Below are 25226 nucleotides of genomic sequence, written 5' to 3' on the forward strand. Positions count from 1 at the left end.
GGGATGGAGGTGTCGATATGTGCCGTCGAGGCCGTTATTGCAGGATCGATGGATGGCTGACTTCCTTGCCGGGTGTAACGAGTCCCTCGCGCCACCATTGCGCGAGGCGTTGAACATGGCCGTCCTTGAGGATCGTGAAATGGTTGCCCGGCCCGTACCAGACACTCAGGTCCGGGACATGAGACTTCCAGCCCTCCAGCATCGATTGCTGCTCACGCTGGTTGTGCGCCGCATCCAGAGTCGGGTCTTCGGCCAGCACCAGCCGGACGGGGCCGTCATAGCGGTGAACGGGCTGATAACGAGTTCGCAAGGCTGCACCAAAGGCACGCGCCGGACCGTTCATTGCGGTGACCGGAGAGCGGGCTGGCAGAATTCCGGCGCGCACCATCCCGGCATGCAGCAGACGCATCTGGCCGGCATCGTCCTGTGCGGCAAATGCGGCAGCATCGATGTGCAGTGATTTGCCCGACGACAACTGAATCGCCTCGATCAGGCGCATCAGCACCCCACTGCTCGTATAAGGCCGGCCCACTACGCCATTGCCGCCTGGCGACTCGCTGTCGATCAGGGTCAGCGACGCAACCTCACGACCCTGAGCCTGGAGACGAGCCGCCATTTCATAGACCACCCAGCCACCGAACGAATGGCCCAGCAGATGCAACGGGCCATGGGGATGGACCGAGTCGATGGCTTTCAGATACGCCTCGGCCGCGGTTTCCACCAGACCGAACGGCACAGTTGCGCCATCCAGCCCGCGTGGTTGCAGACCATGCAGCGGCCAGTGCGGCCCAAACGCATCAGCCAGGCCGATGAAACCGGTGACACTGTCCCCGGCGCCCGGTACGCAGAACACCGGCACGTGATCGGCGCGCCCGGACTGAATCGTCAGCAACGGCTGGAACGTCCCGCCACCCGGGCCTGTCGGGCCGCCCTCTGCCAGGGCCGCATTGATAGCCAGCCCCAGTTCCTGGATATGGGGCACCTCCATCATCGTCTGATGGTTGCCCGGGACCGATACGCAACGCAGTTGCGCAGCAGGCAAGACGGCCTCCCAGCCGAGATAGCCTTCATGCAGCGGCGCATCCTCGGCCCGTTCGGCGGCCACGAACAGATGGACCGGAACCGGCACCGGATACACGGTGTAGTTGGCAAGGGCGTGGCCATGGGCGACTTCGCGATCAAGGTAATGCCACAGCTCGTCGCGGCCCAGCGCCGCTATCTCCGCAGGCAGCAGGTTTTGCTCGCGGCAGGCTTGCAGTAGCGTATCGAAGTCCACCTGACGAGCCATCGATTGCAGCGCTGCCAGTGACGCAGCGATACGGGCTCGCTCTTCACTGCTGGATGCCGAAGCGTTACCCAGAACCTCGCAACGATCCAGCAGATGCAAGGCATGCCCGTGCTCGCGGGTCCAGCGCTGACGTCCCTGATCCACGCAACGCGGGTAATAACTGTCGATCAGACCAAGAAACTCGACCGTCTCCTCAAGTGCGATCAACTGGTTGGCGATTTCATAGGCCAGAACGCCACCAAACGACCAGCCCGCCAGACGATACGGGCCATGCGGCTGAACCTCACGCATCAGCCCGATCAGTCGGGTTGCCATGCATTCCATCGTTTGCAACTGCTGCTCGCCCCAGGCCATGGCAGGCAAACCATAGACCGGCGTGTCCGGGTCGATATGCTTGCCCAGGGCCGGGAAGTAAAGATCCAGGCCGCTGAACTCATGAACCAGGAACAATGGCGTACGGGTGCCACTGCGTCGTACAGGAACTGCGCCTCCTGCGTGCGCCTGGCCACTCTCGCGTTGCTGGATAAGCCCGGCCATGGCAGCAACACTGTCGTGTTCAAAGACTTCGGACAAGGTGATACGCGCATCTGTCTGAGTCAGAACCCCGACCAGACGCACCGCCAGCAACGAGTGACCGCCCAGCTCGAAGAACCGTTCATGGCGTCCCACCCGCTCCAGTTGCAACACATGCGCCCAAGCCTGGGCCAGTGTAGTTTCAAGGCCCTCATGCGGCGCCTCATAACCGTGGCTGACCAGCGCCTGTTCATCGGGAACAGGCAATGCTTTCACGTCGAGCTTGCCGTTTGCAGTCAATGGCATGTTTTCCATCCTTACATAAGCGCTCGGCACCATATAGTCCGGTAGCTGGCTCTGCATGTGCGCTCGCAGCGCGTCGATACCCACGTCGCCGTCGGCAGTGAAGTAGGCCACCAGGCATTGCCCCGCCGCAGCCGATTGCCGCGCCAGCACAACACTTTCCCTGATTGCCGGATGAAGATTCAGCCTCGCATCGATTTCGCCCAGCTCGATCCGATAGCCACGCACCTTGACCTGGTTGTCGGTACGCCCCAGGTAATCCAGCGTGCCGTCCGCCTGCCAGCGCCCGGAATCGCCGGTGCGGTACAGCAACGCACCTTCGCCAGGGCTGAACGGGTCATCGAGGAAAGCTTTTGCTGTCAGCTCCGCACGATTCAGATACCCCAGCGCCACGCCGTCGCCTGCGATACAGATTTCACCCGCAACGCCCACCGGGACCGGTTTTTGCCGCGCATCCAGCACATACACCCGGGTGTTGGACAACGGTTTGCCAATCGGCAGGCTGGCCGTGTCTGGCGCAACATCCCCGAATGCATAAGTCGTGGCGAAGGTCGTGCTTTCCGTTGGCCCGTAGCCGTTGATCAACTGCAAGGCCGGAGCCAGTGCACGCATCTTGCCGAACATCTGCGCATCGGCCCGCTCACCGCCCGACATCAATACACGCAAGCCGGCAAGGGCTGGCCCTATCAGGCCCACGTACTGGTTGAAGACCGACGTGGTCAGGAACAACACGCTGACCTCGGTACGTGCCAGAACATCCGCGAAACGGGGAGGATCCAGCAGGCATTCATGGTCGATAATGACCAGTCGCCCACCATTGAGCAGCGCGCCCCAGACCTCCATCGTGCTTGCATCGAATGCCGGATTGGAAGCGAACGCCAATCGGTCTTCAGGCCTGAACTGCACAAAACGGTTATTCAGGACCAGACGCGCAATGCCACGGTGCGGCACCACCACCCCTTTGGGCAGGCCGGTGGAACCTGAGGTGTACAGCACGTATGCCGCATCGTTGCCGTTTGTTTCGACATCGCACTCAAGGGCTGCCCCCAGCGGTGCCGTCACGTCCAGCCAGCGAATCCCTTCCGGCATCGGCGTATCGGCGGTGCCCAGGGTCAATACAGCGGCGCTGTCCTCGATAATCAGACGCAGGCGCTCCTCGGGGGCCTGACGATCAAGCGGCACATAGATGGCGCCGCATTTGAGAATGGCAAGGGCACTGACCAGCCAGTCCAGAGACCGGCTCAGCAACATGGCGACACGCTCGCCCGGCCTGACACCTTCATGCCAGAGCTGACCGGCCAGCCGCTGTGCCTGATCGTCGAGAGCCCGATATGAGGTCTGGACGCCATCGTGTTCCACGGCAATAGCCAACGGATTCAAACGCGCCTGCGCCTCGAACAGGCGATGCACCGGCTGATCCGCAGGGTAGTCAGCATGGGTATCGTTGAACTCCAGCAATACCTGATGACGCTCGGCCATCGGCAAGACCTGCAATTCGTGAACGGGCTTGTCCGGGGTACGCTCCAGCGCCTCGACCAGGCTGTACAACGCCCGATTCATGTAGGCACAGATGCGTTCTGCTCCGGCCTGAGGCACGGCCTGGGCGGTCAGCACAAAAGCGTCGACCATATCGTCCACGTTCAACGCGACCGGATAGTTGCTCCACTCCTCCCCGCCCAATCCTTGAATACCGTCCCATGCCGCCTGTGCCTGGGCATCGACCTGCACGCCACTGTGACGATAGTTGAGCAAGGCGCTGAACAATGGCGCGGGGGCTTCGATCCCGCTGCAACGCTGGGCAAGCGCCAGTGAGGCGTGCTCATGGGCCAGCAGAGCCGCCAGTGAGGCATGGGTTGAGCGCACTGCATCTCTTGCGCTCTGGCCAGAGATATCGATGCGGATCGGCAAGGTATTGATAAACATGCCCAGAGCACGATCGGCACCCTCACCGCCCTGCATGCGGCCCATCAACAAGGTGCCGAACACGACATCTTCGCGACCGCTGACCAGGCTAAGCACCTGTGCCCAGGCCAGATGATGCAGGCTGGCCGGGCTAACGCCCAGTTGCCGGGCGCTGGTACGCAGCCTTTGCCCAAGCCCCTCGTCCAGCACCAGCCGGAACTGCTCGATACCGTTGCCGTCCATCTGCACATCATGCAGGCCGAATGGCAGCGTCGATGTACTGACATCACCGAGCATTTGCGTAAAGAACGCATCGTGCGTCTGCGCCTCAGTGCCCAGCCTGGCCTGCGCAACATAGTTGCGATAAGGCACCGCAGCGCCCAGTTGCGCCTCCTGCCCCGTGAGGAATGCCTGCATTTCAGCCTGCAAGACATCCAGAGCGGTATGATCCAGTGCAATGTGATGGAACAGCAGAATGCCGACCCAGCGATCCTGCTCATTGTCGTAGGCGTAGGCCAGATGCAGCAGCGGTGCCTGACGTACGTCCATGCGGTAATGACGCGGGTCGAAATGCTCGCGCAAACGGGTTTCCAGCGCGCCATGGCTTGGGTCCAGCGTCACCACCTCGATAGGCAGCGGTGCATCGCGCAATACCACTTGCACAGGCTCGCTCAGACCTTCCCAGAAAATCGCCGTACGCAGGATGTCATGCCGCCCGATCACACCGCGCAACGCGGCGATAAAGGCATCCAGCCGCTCCTGATCCTCGAAGGTGAATACCGCCTGCTGCAAGTAGGAGTCACCGAGCCCGGCAGCCAGGTGGTGATAGAGAATGCCTTCCTGCAACGGCGCCAGCGGGTAGATATCCTGAATGTTCGCCACACCGCCGGGAACCGAAGCAGCCAGCCGGTCGATTTCGTCCTGAGTCAGATCGATCAGCGGCAACATCTCAGGCGTAATCCGTTCACATCCCTGAGCCGCGATCAGATTGGCGGGCACTGTCACTTCATGATCGCTGCCGACCGCCTGAGCCAGTGCAGCCAGTGTCGGCTGGCCAAACAGAACGCGAACATCAGCACTCAGCCCGACCTGACGCATGCGCTCGATCAGCGTGACAGCCAGCAGCGAGTGACCGCCCAGTTCAAAGAAGTGATCAAAACGACCTACTTGCTCCACATGCAGCAGCTCCGACCAGATTTCGGCCAGCATGACCTCCACCGCACCTTGAGGTGCTTCATAGCTGCGGTTGGCAATGCTGTCGCGATCCGGCGCGGGCAAGCGCTTGCGATCCAGCTTGCCATTGGCGCTCAGCGGCAGGCTGGCAAGTTTCACATAAGCGGCAGGCACCATGTACTCAGGCAACAGGCCCGACAGATAGCCACGCAGACTTTCGACTTCCAGATCCTGCTGTGCGGTGTAATAGGCAACCAGCCGCTTGTCACCCGGCGTGTCTTCACGCGCGATGACCACCGCTTCCAGAATGTCCGGATGAGTACCCAGACGTGCGGCCACTTCACCCAGTTCGATGCGGAAACCGCGTATTTTCACCTGGTCGTCATTGCGGCCCAGATAAATCAGCGTGCCATCGGCCAGGAAACGACCCAGGTCACCGGTGCGGTACATACGTGCCGTCGGGTCACTGCTGAACGGATCACGAAGGAAACGTTCGGCGGTCAGCTCCGGACGGCCCAGATAGCCCCGCGCCACTTGAATGCCGGCAATGTAGATCTCGCCCGCACTGCCCAGCGGCACCGGTTGAGCGATGCTGTCGAGCAGATAGATACCGGTATTGGCCACCGGTTTGCCAATCGGCGTGTTATCCGGGGTTTCAAGACCGCTGCAATCCCAGGCCGTGACGTCCACGGCAGCTTCGGTCGGGCCGTACAGGTTGTACAGAACGGCACCGGTCGGTTGTGCCTTGAAGCGCCTGACCAGATGCCCCGGCAACGCTTCACCGCTGCACATCACACGGGTCAGGCTATGGCAGCGTTCCAGGTTGCCGTGAGCCAGGAAGACTTCCAGCATCGAAGGTACGAAGTGCAGGGTCGTCACACCCAGGGCCTGAATCGTGTCGCACAGGTAGGCTGGCTCACGATGACCACCCGGACGCGCCATCACCAGACGGGCGCCGTTGAACAGTGGCCAGAAGAACTCCCATACCGATACATCGAAGCTGAACGGGGTTTTCTGGAGCACGACATCGGTTGCGTCCAGAACGTATTCATCCTGCATCCACAAGAGCCGGTTCACGACGCCAATATGTTCGTTCATCACGCCCTTGGGCTGGCCGGTGGAGCCGGAGGTATAGATGACATAGGCCAGATTCGAGGCGGTAAGGTTGGCAACCCGAGGGTTATCGCCAGGCTGACCGTCCAGTTCCTGGCCGTCGAGCATCAGCATCGGGCATTTGCAGTGTGGCAGGCTGTCACGCAAGGACAATTGGCCAAGCACCACGACCGGCGCGCTGTTCTCCAGCATATAGGCCAGTCGGTCCGCAGGATAATCCGGGTCCAGCGGTACATAACCGGCCCCGGCCTTGAGAATGCCCAGCAGGCCCGCAACCATATGCAGGCTGCGCTCCACACAGATGGCGATCCGATCCTCCACACCGACGCCCATGCCGATCAGGCGATGAGCGATACGGTTGGCCTGTGCGTTGAGCTGCGCATAGCTCCATGACGTGCCCTCGAACGTCAAGGCCGTTGCATCCGGCGTCCTCGCTACCTGGTCTTCAAACAAGCCGTGCAGCGTCAGGCCTTGCGGATAGTCCACGGCTGTCGCGTTGAATGTTTCGAGTAATAGCCGACGCTCATCGGCCTGAACCAGCGGAATATGGGTCGCGACTGCATGGCTGTCAGCGACCATGCCACGCAATACAGCTTCCAGATAACCCAGATGGCGCTCGATGGTGTCCCGGTCAAACAGCGCGGTTGCATACTCCAGCGAGCCATACAGGCGTCCGCCGACTTCCGCCATGTCCAGCAGCACATCGAACTTGGCGCTGCGACTGCTGGCATTCACGCCCTGCAGGTTCATATCGCCAAGGGCCAGGTCCTCGCCTGCGCCGTTCTGCCAGGACAACATGGCCTGGAAGATCGGGCTGTGAGCCAGGCTGCGCACCGGATTGACCGCTTCCACCACCTGCTCGAACGGCAAGTCCTGATGAGCCTGTGCTTCAAGGGTGCGAGCCTTGACCTGTTGCAGCAACGCCTCGACCGTCGGCTCGGCAGACAAGTCCACTCGCAGTGCCAGGGTGTTGACGAACAGGCCGATCAGGCCTTCGACCTCGACCCGCGTGCGGTTGGCCACTGGCGTTCCGATCACCACATCATCCTGACTGGCCAGGCGGCCCAATACCGTGGCCCAGGCCGCAAGTACAGTCATGAACAAAGTGGTGCCCTGGCGCTGGCTCAAAGCCTTGATCTGGTCGGTCAGCGCCTGATCCAGCGCCAGGCCGACGGCATTCCCTGAATAATCCTGTTGCGCAGGACGAGCACGGTCAGTAGGCAGGCTCAGCAGCGCCGGGGCCTCAGCCAGAGCCTGTTGCCAGTAACCGCTTTGCTGCTGCAACACCTCGGCGGTCAGCCAGCAGCGCTGCCACATTGCATAATCGGCGTATTGCAGCGCCAGGGCCGGCAGCGGATCGGCTTCACCGTTGCGCAGTGCTTCATAAAGAATGCCCAGTTCACGGGTGAAGATATCCGAGGACCAGCCATCGGCAATGATGTGGTGGAAAGTCACCAGCAAGACATGATCGTCGCTGGCCATGCGTACCAGTCGGCCACGAACCAACGGACCTTTGCTCAGATCGAACGGTGCCCGTGCCTCGTCGGTAACCAGCAGCGCCAGGCTCTGTTCGGCAGTCGGCTGCCCGTCCAGTGCCTGCAAGCGCAGCTCGAAGCCGATATCCGACGGCGCAATACGCTGTTCGGCATCCTGCCCCGGCAACTGGACAAAAGTGGTGCGCAGCGATTCGTGACGGGCCACGATCATGTCCAGCGCACTCTGCAGTGCATTCGCATCCAGTTCGCCACGCAGACGCAGGCCGGCCGGAATGTGATAGGCCGGGTTGTCGCCTTCAAGACGCGCCAGGAACCAGAGTCGCTGTTGTGCGAACGACAGCGGCAAGGCCTGATCACGGGAAACCGCAATCACGGAAGGCTGCGAACTGCGCGCTGCCTGCGCCAGTCCCCTGGCCATGGCTTCAAGGACAGGATGGGCGAAAACATCCATCAAGCGCAACTCAGCCCCCAGTCGCTGCCGTACATGGGCAATCAGCCGCATGGCCAGCAAGGAATGCCCGCCCAGTTCAAAGAAGTGGTCGTTGCGCCCCACCCGCTCCACATCGAGCAATTGTTGCCAGACCTGAGCCAGAGCGGTTTCGGTCGCGCCTTGCGGCGGCTCGTGGATCCGGCTGGCAAAGGCCTCACCTTCCGGTGCCGGGAGCGCCTTGCGGTCCAGCTTGCGGTTCGGCGTCAGTGGCATGGCTTCAAGCATCACAAAGGCGCTGGGCAACATGTACTCGGCCAGTTGTGGCGCGAGGGATTCACGCAGCACACCAGCAGTCAGTGTCTGCCCGGCATGAGGCACCACATAGGCGACCAGACGCTTCTCGCCCGGCACGTCCTCGCGGGCAATGACCACGGCTTCCTTGACCCCGGCACAGTCGCCGAGACGGGTTTCGATTTCCCCCAGTTCGATACGGAACCCTCGAACCTTGACCTGGAAGTCATTGCGGCCCAGGTATTCGAGGCTGCCGTCTGCCAGGTAACGCGCCAGATCGCCGGTCCTGTACATGCGCGCATCCGATTCGTCGCTGAAAGGATCGACCAGGAAACGCTCTGCATTTACTTTCTCAAGGTTCAGATAACCGCGTGCCACCCCGTCGCCACCGATGTACATTTCGCCAGCGACACCGGCTGGAACCGGTTGCTGCCAGGCGTCGAGCAGGTAAATGCGGGTATTGGCCATCGGTTTGCCGATGGTGACGTTGTGACTGGCTCCGCTGCTGTCCACGTAAGCGGCAGTACAGGACACCGTCGCCTCTGTCGGGCCGTAGGTATTGATCAATTGGGTATGGGCCGGGCGCAACGCCTGCCACCATTGCAGCTTCTGGGCCGACAGGGCATCGCCGGTGACGTTGATCAGGCGCACGCCCGCCAGTGCCTTGGCAGCCAGCGCTGGCTGATGGTGCCAATCACCCACCAGGGTGTGCCAGTGCGCGGCAGTCATATGCAGCATGCTCGGGGTTTCGCCTGCCAGACCTTCGCTGCCAAAGATGTCCCGAGTGGGAACCAGAGTAGCGCCAGCCAGCAATGCCGGGAAAACCTCTTCCACCGACAGATCGAAGTTAAGGGAGTTTTGTTGCAGCACCGAATCCTCGGCTGTCAGCTCGAAAAGCCGGGCCGCGTCGAGGCTGTAGTTGACCAGCCCGCGATGCTCGATCATCACGCCCTTGGGATTGCCGGTGGAGCCGGAGGTATAGATCACATAGGCCAGGTGGCGGGCGTTCAAGCCTTTGACGTCCGGGTTGTGCTCCTCGCCTGCCAGAGGGCTGTCCAGAGCCACTACCGGAATGCTCAGTTCCGGTAGCGAACGGTCCATCCCGCGATGGCTCAAGACCGCCTTGGGCTGGCTGTCCTGCAACATGAATTGCAGGCGATCCGCCGGATAGGCCGGATCGAGCGGCACATAGGCTCCGCCGGCCTTGAGCACGCCCAGCAGGCCGACCAGCATGTCGACGCCGCGCTCCACACAGATCGCCACCCGGTCATCCGGGCCGATGCCCATGCCGATCAGTGTGTGTGCCAGGCGGTTGGCCCGCAGGTTCAGTTGCGCATAACTCAGGCGCTCGCCTTCGCACACCACCGCAATGGCATCCGGCTGGGCAGCCACGCGCTCCTCGAACATGCAGTGAGCGGTGCTGGTTTGCGGATAGGCAGTCCGGGTGCGGTTCAAGTCGCTCAGCAGACGCTGACGCTCTTCGGCATCCAGCAATTCAATTCTGGTGATCGCCGCGCCATCACCCGACACCAGACCGCGCAGGACATTTTCAAAATAGCGGGCGTAACGGCGCACAGTGGCTTCACCAAACAGTGCAGTGGCGTATTCCAGACTGCCGACCAGTTGCCCCTGCAACTCGCTCAGGTCCAGAGAAAGGTCGAACTTGGACACGGTATTGGCAATGCCAATGCCTTCCAGAGCCAGGCCATCGAGTGTCAGAGCAGCGCCACCGGTGTCCTGCCAGCTCAACATCGCCTGGAACACTGGGCTGTGCGACAGGCTGCGTACCGGTTTGACCACTTCCACCACTTGCTCGAATGGCAGGTCCTGATGGGCCTGGGCACTCAGGACCCGATCCTTGACCCGCGCCAGCAGTGTGCCGACATCCGGGTCGTCCGAAACGTCGATACGCACGGCCAGTGTGTTGACGAAAAAGCCGATCAAAGGCTCGACTTCAGCACGCATGCGGTTGGCCATTGGTGAGCCGATCACCACGTCGTCCTGCCCGCCAAGCCGGCTCAGCAATACGGCCCAGGCAGCCATGACCGTCATGTACAACGTTGTGCCGTGGCGCTGGCTCAAGGCTTTCAAGTCCTGGGTCAGGGCTGCATCGAGCACGATGCCCAGGGTCGCACCGGCATAATCCTGTTGTGCCGGGCGTGGTTTGTCGGTGGGCAGCGCCAGCAATGCGGGAGCATCGGCCAGGGTTTGCTGCCAGTAACGGCTTTGCGCTTCCAGTACTTCGCCACTGAGCCAGCGGCGCTGCCAGACGGCATAATCGGCGTACTGAACGCTCAGTGGCGGCAGCGGATCTTCCAGTCCTTGTCTGAACGCTTCATACAATTCGGTCAGCTCACGGGTCAGCACGCCAAGGGACCAACCGTCTGAGACGATATGGTGAACAGTCACCAACAAGGCATGATCCTCGGCATCCAGACGCACCAGACGTCCGCGGATCAAGGGGCCGGTGGCAAGGTCGAACGGTGCCAGCGCTTCTTCCTGAGCCATGGCGAGCAATTGTTGCTCACGGTCGTTACTGGCTTGCAGGTTGAAACGAGTCAACGCGAATCCGCTGTCGACTGGCTCAATCAGTTGCACAGGTTCCTGATCCTCACGAACGGCGAATCGAGTACGCAAGGCTTCATGGCGAGCCAGAATGCGCTCCAGTGCCCGTTGCAGTGCGCTTTCATCGAGAGGCCCGCGCAGGCGCAGGCCGGCCGGCATGTTGTACGCCGTGCTGCCACCCTCCATTTGCGCCAGGAACCACAGGCGCTGCTGGGCAAAGGACAAGGGCAGATCCTCGTCGCGGGGCACTCTGACGATATCCGGCAACGTGCTGCGACCTGCCTGTGCCAGCAGCCCGGCGAGAGCTGACAGCTCCGAATGAGTGAACAGCTCGGCCAGGCTCAGCTCGACACCAAGGCGCAGCCTAACCTGGGAAATCAGGCGAATGGCGAGCAATGAATGCCCACCCAGATCGAAGAAACGGTCAAAGCGTCCGACCTTCTCGACCCCGAGCAATTCCTGCCAGAGCTGGGCCAGCGCCACTTCGATTTCGCCTTGAGGCGCTTCGTAGCCCTGACTGACCAGCGCCTGCAGGTCCGGTGCAGGCAGCGCCTTGCGATCCAGCTTGCCATTGGGCGTCAACGGCAGCGATTGCAGAACAACATAAGCCACCGGAACCATATATTCGGGTAACTGAGCCAGCAGGTATTCACGCAGATCCTCGATATCCACATCTTCGATGCTGGCGGTGAAATAGGCCACCAGACGCTTGTCGCCCGGCACATCCTCACGGGCCATGACTACAGCCTCTTTAACCGAGGCATGGCGGGCCAGCCGGGCCTCGATCTCGCCCAGTTCGATACGGAAACCACGGATCTTGACCTGATCGTCGTTACGGCCCAGGTATTCGATATTGCCATCTGCTAGCCAGCGACCCAGGTCGCCAGTGCGGTACATGCGGGCACCAGCGTTGAATGGATCCTCAAGGAAGCGCTCGGCGGTCAGGTCATCGCGATTCAAGTAACCGCGAGCCACACCCGCACCGCCGATATAGATTTCGCCTGGAACACCCAACGGCACCGGCTGGCGATGCTCATCCAGCAGATAGAACCGGGTATTGGCCACAGGCTTGCCGATATGGGCCGAGAAACCGTCTTCGCGGTCCATGGCCACCCAGCTTGAGTAAGTGGTGGTTTCCGAAGGTCCGTAAAGGTTGCACAGGCGTTTGACGCCAGTTTCAGCGAACAGCCTTTCAACCAGCGAACCTTTGAGTGCCTCACCTGCCACGTTGACGGTATGCACGCTCTGCCCCAGACCGCCCGATTCCAAGAGTGCTTTCAACGCTGAAGGCACGGTATTGATCAGCGTGACGTCATGCTCGCCGTCTTGCAGGGCCAGTACGTTCTTGACCACTTCAATGCTGCCGCCCGAAATCAGCGGTGCAAAACACTCGTAAACCGCAAGGTCGAAGTTCAACGAAGTCGAGAACAGGGTCCTGGCCAGGACTTCTGGCTCAAACGCCTGCTGAGCCCAGGTCAGGAAGTTGACCGTATTGCGATGTTCGATCATCACCCCTTTGGGCAAACCAGTGGAGCCCGAGGTATAGATCACATAAGCCAGATGGCTGGAATTGAGGCCAGGCACCTGTGGGTTGGCGGCCGGCTCAGTGAGCCAGTTGCCCCGATCCAGTTCGATGACCGGTGCCGAGGACGTGGCCAGCAATTCATGACTCGCGGCATGGGCCAGAATGGCCGTAGGCGCACTGTCCTGCAACATGTAGGCAATACGATCCACCGGATAGGCCGGGTCCAGCGGCACATAAGCGCCACCCGCCTTGAGAATGGCCAGCAGGCCGACCACCATATCGACGCCACGCTGAACACAGATCCCCACTCGCGAATCTGGCTGCACGCCCTGATTGCGCAGGTGGTGCGCCAGTCGGTTGGCGCGTTCGTTAAGGGTTTGGTAGCTCAGACGCTCATTGCCATGTACCAGCGCAATGGCCTGCGGTGTACGCTCGACCTGGGCCTCGAACAGGCCGTGAATGGTCTGCGTTTCCGGATACGGCGCCTGGGTGTCATTGAATGTAACCAGCAACTGAGTGCGCTCGGCCTCGGACAAGACCGAAAGACGATTAAGGTGGGTATGCGGCGCGTCTTCCAGAGCAGTGACCAGGCTCGACAATGCCGTCTGCATGAAATCACAGGTGCGTTGTGCGCCAATGGCCGCCACCGCCTGGGCAGTCAGCATGAATGAGTCACCCAGATCATCGACGTTCAGCATCAGCGGATAGTTGGTGCGTTCCTCCATGGACAGGGTCTGGATACCGGCCCACGCCGCCACGGCTTCGGGTGCGGCGGCCTGACCTGCGCTGTGGCGATAGTTGAGCAACGTGCTGAACAGCGGCAGCGCGGAAGGCACGCCACTGCAACGCTGGGCCAGGGACAAGGAAGCATGTTCATGGCCGAGCAATGCCGACAGCTTTTGATGCGTGGCACGCACACCGGCCTCGACACCCTGAACACCCACATCGATACGCAGCGGCAGCGTATTGATAAACATGCCCAGCGCCCGATCCGTACCGGCAGCGCCGCTCATGCGGCCCATCAGCACCGTCCCGAAGACCACCTCTTCACGCCCGGCAAGCCGGCCCACCACCTGCGCCCACGCCAGATGCACCAGGCTCGCGGCACTGGCTCCCAGACGGCGGGCCTGAATGAGCAGACGCTGGCCCAAATCAGCATCCACTAGCTGATGCACTTCTTCGATACCACTGCCATCGCCCTGCACATCCTGCAACCCCAATGGCAGTGTCGGCTCGTCGATATCGCCCAGCATGTCGCGGAAGAAGGCTTCATGCTCCTCACGGCTGACGCCCAGACGGGCATTCGCCACATGATTGCGGTAAGGCACAGCAACAGGCAGCAGCCCGGACTGACCGGTGAGGCTGGCCTGCATTTCCTGAACCACGACTTCCAGCGCGGTATGGTCAAGGGCCATATGGTGGAACAACAGCATGCCGACCCAGCGGTTATTGGCCGGATCAGCGGCACAGGCAAGGCGCATCAGCGGAGCACGGGAAACATCGAGGCGATAGTGACGCGGGTCAAAGCGCTGTTGCAGTTGCTCCAGCACATCTTCACTACCCTGCGCCATCACAACTTCTTCGACTTCCAGAGTTGCCGTGCGCCAGACCACCTGAACCGGCTCGCTCAGGCTTTCCCAGACCACGGCGGTACGCAGAATATCGTTACGATCCACGACGCTCTGCAAGGCACGGGCAAAGCTGTCCAGATGTTGCCGGCTCTCGAAACTGAACTGCACCTGCAACACATAGGGATCGCCTTCGGCGGCTGCCAGATGGTGATACAAGATCCCCTCCTGCAACGGAGCCAGGGCATAGATATCCTGCACATTGGCAACACCACCCGGCACACTGGCGACCACGCGGTCGATAGCGTCCTGATCCAGATCCGCCAGCGGCAGCATGTCCGGGGTAATCCGCTCGCAACCTTCGGTAATCAGATTGGCAGGCACCACTATTTCTGTCTGCCCACCTACGGCTGCGGCCAGTGCTGCCAGAGTCGGCTGGCCAAACAGCACACGAACATCGGCGCTGAGGTTCTGCTGACGCATGCGCTCGATCAGCTTCACTGCCAACAGGGAATGCCCGCCCAGCTCGAAGAAGTGGTCATGACGACCTACTTGCTCAACATCCAGCAGTTCTTGCCAGAGTTGGGCAATGGTCACTTCGACTTCGCCTTGGGGCGCTTCATAGGCTCGGCTTGCCAGTGCCGATTGGTCCGGCGCTGGCAAGGCCTTGCGATCCAGCTTGCCGTTGGTGGTCAGTGGCAAGGCTTCCAGCGTCACAAAGGCGCTTGGCAGCATATGCTCGGCCAGGGTTTGCAACAGTTGGTCACGCAGTTCTGCGGCAGATGGCGTAGCGCCCTCTTCAGGAATCACATAAGCCACAAGGCGCTTGTCGCCTGGAATGTCTTCGCGAGCGATAACCACGGTTTCACGCACGCCCTTGCAGGCTGCAAGTTGGGCTTCAACTTCACCCAGCTCAATACGGAAACCACGAATCTTCACCTGATCGTCGTTACGACCCAGATAATCCAGGCTGCCCTCGGCGGTCCAGCGGGCCAGGTCGCCAGTGCGATACAGGCGCGCTCCGGGACGCTGGCTGAAAGGATCAGGGATAAACCGTTCTTCATTCAGTTCAGGACGGTTCAGGTAACCCCGCGCTACGCCCGCGCCACCCACATACAATTCACCCACAACACCGACCGGCACTGGCTCTCGATTGGCATCCAGCACATAGGTCTGCAAATCAGGGATTCGCACACCAATCGGGCTGACACCCGCTTTTAGCGCATCGGCAGCCTGCAAGGCTCGATACGTTACGTGTACCGTGGTTTCGGTGATGCCATACATATTCACCAGTTGGGTTCCAGCGTTCACCGGCCTTGCGTACCAAGGTTTGAGTATTCCGGTTTCCAGCGCTTCGCCACCAAAGATCACCTGACGCAATGAATGCGCCTGATGGCTTTCACCCTGAGCCGCAATCAACTGGCGGAAAGCGCTTGGTGTCTGGTTCAACACCGTCACGCCAGCCTCACAGATCAAGGCATAGCATTCCTGAGGCGAGCGGCTGACCAGTTGCGGCACGATCAGCAGTTCTCCGCCATGTACCAGCGCGCCCCAGATTTCCCAGACCGAAAAATCGAAGGCAAAGGAATGGAACAGCGCCCAGGTATCGGTCGGGCCAAAGTCGAACCATGCCTGAGTGGCCGTGAACAGACGGGCCACGTTGCGGTGCTCGATCTGAACGCCCTTCGGCAAACCGGTGGAACCCGAGGTGTAGATCACATAAGCCAGGTGCGAAGACGTCAACCCTGAAACCTGCGGATTCGAGACGGATTGCTCCTGCAAGCGGGCATCGTCCAGATTGATGACAGGCACCGACACACCCGATAGCACATCTGCCGTGGCCTGCTGAACCAGCACCGCCAGTGGTGCGCTGTCATTGAGCAGATAAGTCAAGCGCTCGGCGGGATAAGCCGGGTCCAGCGGCACATAACCCGCGCCGGCCTTGAGAATCCCCAGCAGGCCGATGATCATTTCCAGCCCGCGTTCGACGCAGATCGCTACACGATCATCCGGGCCGATGCCCTGCTCCATCAGGCGATGGGCAACCTGGTTGGCTCGTGTGTTGAGCTCGCCATAGCTCAACTGGCGACCTTCAAAGCGAACCGCCGTGGCTGACGGTTGTTTTGCAGCCCACGCCTCGAAAGCACGATGTATCAACAAGTCATCGGCAAAGGTCGTGTCATTGGCATTCCACCCGTGCAGCAATTGCTCACGCTCACTGCGAGGCAGAATCGACAGGCTGTTGAGCGACGTTTGCGGCGCCTGCTCCAGCGCATCGATCAACTGATGCATCACGCGCTGCATATAGCCACAGACACGCTCGGCACCTATTTGCGCTTCAGCCATCACCGTCAGGTTGAAGCCTTCGCCCAGATCGTCTACGGACAAGGTCAGCGGATAGTTGGTGCGTTCCTCCCCGGACAGCGCCTGGATACCTTCCCAGGCCGCGACACTGGAATCACCGGTATGGTTTTCCAGATGACGGTAATTGAGCAATGAGCTGAACAGCGGTGTAGGTGCTTCGACTCCGCTGCAACGCTGGGCAAGCACCAGCGAGGCGTGTTCGTGGCCCAACAGTGCAGTCAGATTGGCATGGGTTTTCCTGACGCCGTTGCTGACGTGCTGATCCCCAAGGTCAACGCGCAACGGCAAGGTATTGATAAACATGCCCAGCGCCCGGTCGGCACCTGCGCCGCCCTGCATGCGGCCCAGCAGGACCGTGCCGAACACTACTTCATCACGCCCCGACAAGGCGCCCAGCACCCGAGCCCAGCCCAGGTGATACAGGCTGGCAGCACCGACACCCAGCTTGCGAGCCTGAACTCGCAACCGCTGGCCAAGGGAAGCATCCACCACCTGGCGGACTTCCTGAATGCCTTGTCCGTCCCCTTGCACGTCATGCAGCCCGAACGGCAGGGTCGGCTCATCGATATCGCCCAGCATCTCGCGGAAAAACGCTTCATGGGCTTCACGACTGACACCCAGCCGCGCCTGCGCCACGTAGTTGCGATAAGGCACCGAAGCGGGAAGCTGATCACCGAGGCCGCACATGAAGGCTTCGATTTCCGAAGTCAGGATACCCAGCGACGTGGCATCGTCGACCATATGGTGGAACAACAGCATGCCCAGCCAGCGATTATTGGCTGGATCATGGGCATAACCGATACGCATCATCGGTGCCTGGCGAATATCCAGTCGATAATGACGCGGGTCCAGGGCTTCACGCAGTTGATCGGCAATATCGCCCGCGGCAGGATCGAGACGAACCTCCTCCACCGCCAGCTCCGCATGACGCCAGACCACCTGCACCGGTTCATCCAGCCGCTCCCAGAGCACACCGGTGCGCAGGATATCGTGCCGTGAAACAACGGCCTGCAAGGCAGCAGCGAATTGCTGGAGCCGTTGCAGACCATCAAAACTGAACAGCGCATATTGCAGGTACGGATCGCCTTCAGCGGCTGCCAGATGGTGATAAAGAATCCCCTCCTGCAAAGGTGCCAAGGCGTAGATATCCTGAATATTGGCAATACCGCCCGGCACACTGGCGACCACACGGTCGATAGCGTCCTGATCCAGATCCGCCAGCGGCAGCATATCCGGGGTAATCCGCTCGCAACCTTCGGTAATCAGATTGGCTGGCACCACTATTTCTGTCTGCCCGCCTACTGCAGCGGCCAGTGCTGCCAGAGTCGGCTGGCCAAACAGCACACGAACATCGGCGCTGAGGTTCTGCTGACGCATGCGCTCGATCAGCTTCACCGCCAGCAGGGAATGGCCACCCAGCTCGAAGAAGTGGTCATGACGACCTACCTGCTCAACATCCAGCAGTTCTTGCCAGAGTTCGGCAATGATCACTTCGACTTCGCCTTGAGGCGCTTCATAGGCACGACTGGCCAGTGCCGATTGATCCGGCGCTGGCAAGGCCTTGCGATCCAGCTTGCCGTTGGTGGTCAGTGGCAGCGACTCAAGCGTCACAAAGGCGCTTGGCAGCATATGTTCGGCCAGGGTTTGCAATAGTTGGTCACGCAACTCTGCGGCGGACGGCGTTGTGCCCTCTTCAGGAATCACATAAGCGACCAGACGCTTGTCGCCTGGAATGTCTTCGCGAGCGATAACCACCGCTTCGCGAACGCCGGTACAGGCCGCAAGCTGTGCCTCGACTTCACCCAGCTCGATACGGAAACCGCGAATCTTCACCTGATCGTCGTTACGGCCCAAGTAATCCAGGCTGCCCTCGGCGGTCCAGCGGGCAAGGTCGCCAGTGCGATACAGGCGCGCTCCGGGACGCTGGCTGAAAGGATCAGGGATAAACCGTTCTTCATTCAGTTCAGGGCGGTTCAGGTAACCCCTCGCCACACCGGCGCCGCCGACATACAGCTCACCCACAACACCGACCGGCACTGGCTCACGATTGGCATCCAGCACGTAAGTCTGCAAGTCAGGAATCCGCACACCAATCGGGCTGACGCCAGCCTGCAAGGCATCGGCAGCCTGCAAGGCTCGATACGTTACGTGTACCGTGGTTTCGGTGATGCCGTACATGTTTACTAACTGAGTACCGGCGTTCACCGGCCTTGCGTACCAAGGCTTGAGAATCCCGGTTTCCAGCGCTTCGCCACCAAAGATCACCTGACGCAATGAATGCGCCTGATGGCTTTCACCCTGAGCCGCAATCAACTGGCGGAAGGCACTTGGCGTCTGGTTGAGCACAGTCACGCCAGCTTCACAGATCAAGGCATAGCATTCCTGCGGCGAGCGGCTGACCAGTTGCGGCACGATCAGCAACTCGCCGCCATGTATCAGCGCGCCCCAGATTTCCCAGACCGAGAAATCGAAAGCGAACGAGTGGAACAGCGCCCAGGTATCAGTCGGGCCAAAGTCGAACCATGCCTGAGTGGCCGAGAACAAACGGGCTACGTTGCGGTGCTCGATCTGAACGCCCTTCGGCAGGCCAGTCGAGCCTGAGGTGTAGATCACATAAGCCAGGTGCGAAGACGTCAACCCTAAAACCTGCGGATTCGAGACGGATTGCTCCTGCAAGCGGGCATCGTCCAGATTGATGACAGGCACCGACACACCCGACAACACATCCACCGTGGTTTTCTGAACCAGCACGGCCAGCGGCTCGCTGTCCTTGAGCAGGTACGCCAGACGCTCAGCCGGATAGGCCGGATCCAGCGGCACATAGCCTGCCCCGGCCTTGAGAATCCCCAGCAGGCCGATGATCATTTTCAGACCACGTTCGACGCAGATCGCTACACGATCATCCGGGCGGATGCCTTGTTCAATCAGGCGATGGGCCACCTGATTGGCACGGGCATTGAGTTCGCCATAGCTCAACCAGTGGCCCTCGAAACGAATCGCCGTGGCCGACGGTTGTTTTGCAGCCCACGCCTCGAAAGCACGATGAATCAACTGGTCATCGGCAAAGGTCGCGTCACTGGCGTTCCACTGATACAGCAGTTGCTCACGCTCGCTGCCCGGCAGAATCGACAGGTTGCTCAACGGCGTTTGCGGTGCCTGCTCCAGTGCATCGGTCAACTGCTCCAGCGCGACCTGCACATAGTCACAGACTCGACGGGCACCGATGCTTTCCAGTGCCAGCACCGTAAAGTGGAAACCTTCGCCCAAGTCATCGACGTTCAGGGTCAGCGGGTAGTTGGTGCGCTCGTCGCCGCCCAGGGTCTGCATGCCTTCCCAGGCATTCAGGCTCTCCTGAGTAACAACAGCATTACTGTGCCGGTAATTGAGCAGCGCACTGAACAACGGAGTGGTGGCTGCCACGCCGCTGCAACGCTGGGCCAACGCCAGAGACGCATGCTCGTGGACCAGCAGCCCGGTGAGTCGGCCATGGGCCTCGCTTACCGCCTGACGCACACTGTTGCGGTCCAGGCTGACCCGCAATGGCAAGGTATTGATAAACATGCCCAAGGCACGGTCGGCACCCTCGCCGCCTTGCATGCGGCCCAGCAATACGGTGCCGAACACCACATCGTCGGTGGCCGACACCTTGCCCAGCACCAGCGCCCAGGCCAGATGCACCAGGCTGGCAGCGCTGACGCCCAATTGGCGGGCCTGTTGCCGTAAACGATTGCTGACTTGTATATCCAGCGGCGCTCGCGCCTCCTCGATACCCTGGCCGTCGCCCTGAACATCATGCACACCAAATGGCAGGGTCGGCTCGCTGATATCACCCAGCATCTCGCGGAAGAACGCCTCATGGGCAGCCGGTTCTACACCCAGCCGGGCCTGGGCCACATAGTTGCGATACGGCATTGCCGCACCCAGTTGATCGGCAGTCCCCAGCAGGAAAGCCTGCATTTCAAGCTGCATCACTTCCAGCGCGGTATGGTCCAGCGCCAGGTGATGGAACAGCAACGTGGCAACCCAGCGGTTCTGCTCCTTGTCCTCGGCGCAAGCCAGGTGCAGCAATGGCGCACGGGTCAGGTCGAGACGATAGTGACGGGCGTCGAATTGTGCCGACAATTGCGTGGCGACCGGGCCATTGCCCGGATCAAGTTCGACGAATTGCGGTTGCAGCGTAACAGTGCGGCAGACCACCTGCACTGGCTCATCAAGGCCAGTCCAATGAACTGCGGTGCGCAGGATATCGTGGCGATTGATGACCGACTGCAGTGCTCCGATGAAAGCGTCCAGACGTTCGCGACTATCAAAGGCGTACTGCGATTGCAGTACATAAGGGTCGCCAGCTTCGGCAGTCAGATAGTGATAGAGAATCCCTTCCTGCAACGGGGCCAGCGGGTAAATGTCCTGCACATTGGCTGCGCCACCCGGCACTGCCGCCAGAACCCGCTCCAGCGAAGCTTCGCTGATATCCAGCAATGGCAGCATATCAGGGGTGATCTGCGTGCAACCGGGCTCGATCAGGTTGGCCGGAACGCGGATTTCAGTGCTGTTGCCCACTGCGGCAGCCAAGGCCATCAGCGTTGGCTGGCTGAACAGGACGCGAACATCGGCGCTGAGGCCTTGTTGACGCATCTTCTCGATCAGCTTGACCGCCAGCAACGAATGGCCGCCCAGCTCGAAGAAATGGTCATGACGCCCTACGCGCTCGACCTTGAGCACATCGGCCCAGAGGTCGGCGAGCACCGACTCGACATGCCCCACAGGCGCTTCATACTCACGGCTGGCATAGGCCTGGGCATCAGGCGCTGGCAATGCGCGACGGTCCAGCTTGCCGTTGGCGGTCAGTGGCAGGCTGTCCAGTACCACAAAGGCCACGGGCACCATGTAATCGGCCAGCGAAGCACTCAATTCACGGCGCAACTCCTGCACTGACAGGCTCGCACCCGGCAGAGCGGTGACATAACCCACCAATTGCTTCGGCCCACGGGCTTCATCGCCGTCCGCATCCTGACGGGCCAGAACTACTGACTCCTTGACCCCGACGCATTGCGCCAGACGCGCTTCGATTTCCCCGATTTCGATCCGGAAACCACGGATCTTGACCTGATTGTCATTACGGCCACGGTATTCCACCGAACCGTCAGGCAGCCAGCAGGCCAGGTCGCCAGTGCGATACAGACGGGCGGCTGGGTCATTACTGAAGGGATCTGCAACAAAAACCTGCTCAGTCAGCTCTGCACGGTTCAGATAACCGAGCGCTACGCCATCGCCGCCGATATACAGCTCGCCGGTAACACCCAGCGGCACCGGTTGCTGACGGGCATCCAACACATACAACCGGGTATTGGCCAACGGCTTGCCAATCGGAATACTGCCCTCACCCACGGCCTTGATTTCGTGGGTTGCCGAGAACGTGGTCGCTTCGGTCGGGCCATAGCCATTGAGCAGATGCTGAGGCGCGCCGTGCTTCAAGACCTGAGCAATGATCGAAGGATCGAGCACATCGCCGCCGACAATCAAGTAACGCAACTGGGCAAAGGCGTCGTACAAGCCCGAGGCATATTGATGGAACAGGCCTGCCGTCATCCACAGCACGCTGACCGACTGTTCCAGCAACAGAGCCCGGAACTCAGGCAGCGACAGCAATACATCCTGATCGACGACCACAACACTGCCGCCATTGAGCAGCGGCGCCCAGACATCCAGGGTACTGGCGTCAAACGCCGGGTTCGAGGCAAATGCCACCCGATCCTGCACGTTGAAATCGGCATAGCCGTTATTGAACACCAAACGGGCAATGGCGCGATGCGGGACCAGCACACCTTTTGGCGTACCGGTGGAACCCGAGGTGTACATGATGTAGGCCGCACTTTCGCTGGAACAGGCCAGCTCCGGGTTATTACCGTGCTCATGAGTCAGATCAAGGCTGTCCAGATCAATGCGAGCAACGCCTTGCGGTATCACCAGATTGCTATGGGTCAGGACATGGCGAGCACCGCTGTCCTGCACCATAAAGGCCTGACGTTCCTGGGGCGCATTGATATCCAGCGGCACATAAATGGCTGCGCACTTGATGATTGCCAGTTGCGCTACCAGCAGATCCAGCGAGCGTGGCAGCAGAATCGCGACCGCATCGCCTGCAATCACACCTTGGCCAATCAGATGATGAGCCAGACGATTGGCCCGGACATTCAGTTCGGCATAGGTCAGCGCCTGTTTGCCATGCACTGCGGCAATAGCTTGAGGCCGTTCGGCCACTTGCCTTTCAAACAAGGCCTGGACGGAGCTGTCGCGTGGATAGTCGCAGGCACTGTCGTTGAAGCCATGCAGCAGTTGTTCGCGCTCGGCTTGCGGCAATACGGCAATGGCGTGAAGCGCGGTATCCGGTTGGTACTCCAGTGCATCGATCAGGTTTGCCAGCGCACACGCCAATGTGTCGCAAACCCGCTGTGCGCCGATCTCGGTCATTGCCAGTGCTGTGATGGCAAAGCCTGTGCCCAGATCATCCACGGAGAGGGTCAGCGGGTAGTTGGTGCGCTCTTCGTTGCTCAGGCTTTCGATACCGTCCCAGGCCGACAGCGCCTGATCGGAGGTGACGTCGGCTGAGCTATGACGGTAATTGAGCAAGGTATTGAACAGCGGCGCAGGTGCGGCAACGGCACTGCAACGCTGGGCCAGAGCCAATGAAGCATGCTCATGACCAAGCAACGCGGTAAGGCGCGCATGAGTGGATTTCACGCCTTCAACCACACTGCGGGCATCGATATCCACTCGCAGCGGCAAGGTATTGATAAACATGCCCAGGGCACGGTCTGAACCCTCGCCCCCTTGCATACGCCCCATCAGCACCGTACCGAAAACCACCTGATCGCGACCGCAAGCCGCACGGGCAACCAGTGCCCATGCCAGATGCAATACGCTGGCTGCACTGCTGCCCAGTTTCCGGGCCTGAGCCCGTACTCGCAGGCTCAGTTCGTCATCCAGAGCAATCCTGGCTTCCTCGATACCGCTCCCGTCGCCTCGCACGCCTGCCTGACCAAATGCCAGGGTCGATTCCTCGATATCACCGAGCTGGCTGCGGAAGAAGGTTTCATGGTCCTGCTCGCTCAACCCCAGGCAGGCCTGGGCCACGTAATTGCGATAAGGCATGGCGGCGGGCAGCGAATCCCCTTCGCCCAGCATGAACGCCTGCATTTCATGACGTACCACCTCAAGGGCCGTGTGATCCAGCGCCATATGGTGGAACATCAGCAGCATGACCCAGTGTCCTTTGTTCTGATCAAAGGCGCAGGCCAGGCGCATCAGAGGTGCCAGCCCCAGATCAAGGCGGTGATGGTGGGTAGAGAATCGTTCACGAATCTGGATGGCAACGTCGCCGTCCACGGGATTCAGCTCAAGGGTGTCCACCACCAGTTGCGCCTGACGCCAGACCACTTGCACTGGGCTTTCCAGCCCTTCCCAGAATACCGAGGTGCGCAAGGTGTCATGCCGGTCAATAACCTTCTGCAAAGCCGTGGCAAAGGATTCGATACGTGCCTGATCCCTGACCGTAAAGGTCGCCTGAAGAACGTAAGGATCGCCCTGAGCGGCGGATACATGGTGATAAAGAATGCCCGCCTGCAACGGCGCCAGCGGATAGATATCCTGCACATTGGCTGCACCGCCCGGCACGCTGGCCACGATACGGTCCAGGGCCGGCTGGTCGAGGTTCACCAGCGGCAGAAGTTCAGGCGTAATGCGGGTGCAGCCCGGCCCGATCAGATTGGCCGGAACCACGACTTCGCGGTTATGGCCAACGGCAGCAGCCAGCGCGGCAACGGTTGGCTGACTGAACAGGATTCGCACATCGGCCGACAATCCCTTGCGACGCATGCGCTCGATCAGAGTGACAGCCAGCAACGAGTGACCGCCCAGCTCGAAGAAGTGGTCATGACGCCCTACACGCTCGACCTTGAGCACATCGGCCCAGATCTGCGCCAGAGTGATTTCGGTTTCGCCTTGCGGCGCTTCATAGCCTCGGCTGATCAGGGCTTGCTGGTCTGGCGCGGGGAGCGCCTTGCGATCCAGCTTTCCGTTTGGTGTCAGCGGCAGTTTTTCAAGATGGACATAGGCCGCTGGAACCATATAGTCCGGCAACTGGCTTTGCAGATGCGATCTCAGGATTTCCAGATCGGCTGTTTGACCTGTCGAGGTGAAGTAGGCAACCAGACGCTTATCGCCCGGTACGTCTTCACGGGCCATGACCACAGCCTCTTTGACGGAGGTATGACGAGCCAGCTTGGCTTCGATCTCGCCGAGTTCGATACGGAAACCACGAATCTTGACCTGATCGTCGTTACGGCCCAGATACTCGATATTGCCATCCGCCAACCAGCGACCCAGGTCGCCGGTGCGATACATGCGCGCTCCGGCGTTGAATGGATCGTCAAGGAAGCGTTCGGCGGTCAGGTCATCGCGATTCAGATAACCGCGAGCCACGCCCGCGCCGCCGATATAGATTTCGCCCGGAACACCCAGCGGCACCGGCTGGCGATGTTCATCCAGCAGGTAGAACTGAGTATTGGCGACCGGCTTGCCGATATGGGCCGCAAAACCGTCTTCACGATCCATGGCCACCCAGCTTGAATAGGTGGTGGTTTCCGATGGGCCATAGAGGTTGCACAGGCGCTTGACGCCGGTTTCAGCGAATAGC

The 25226-nt window shown here is 60.6% G+C and carries 1 protein-coding gene (running past one end of the window); it reads right to left on the minus strand.

Features of this window, described 5'->3' with window-relative positions; all coding sequences use genetic code 11:
- Nucleotides 1-34: 34 nt before the first annotated feature.
- A protein-coding gene (locus JL015_RS01485; protein ID WP_201017128.1) for a non-ribosomal peptide synthase/polyketide synthase crosses the window boundary here: on the minus strand, nucleotides 35-25226 show its 3' portion. Its footprint extends 5681 nt past the window's final position; 25192 of the gene's 30873 nt are visible here — the last part of the coding sequence; the start codon falls outside the window, past its right edge; it ends in the stop codon at nucleotides 35-37.

Origin of the sequence: Pseudomonas cichorii (genome assembly GCF_015471405.1) — a bacterium.
GTDB classification, from domain to species: Bacteria; Pseudomonadota; Gammaproteobacteria; order Pseudomonadales; family Pseudomonadaceae; genus Aquipseudomonas; species Aquipseudomonas serbiensis.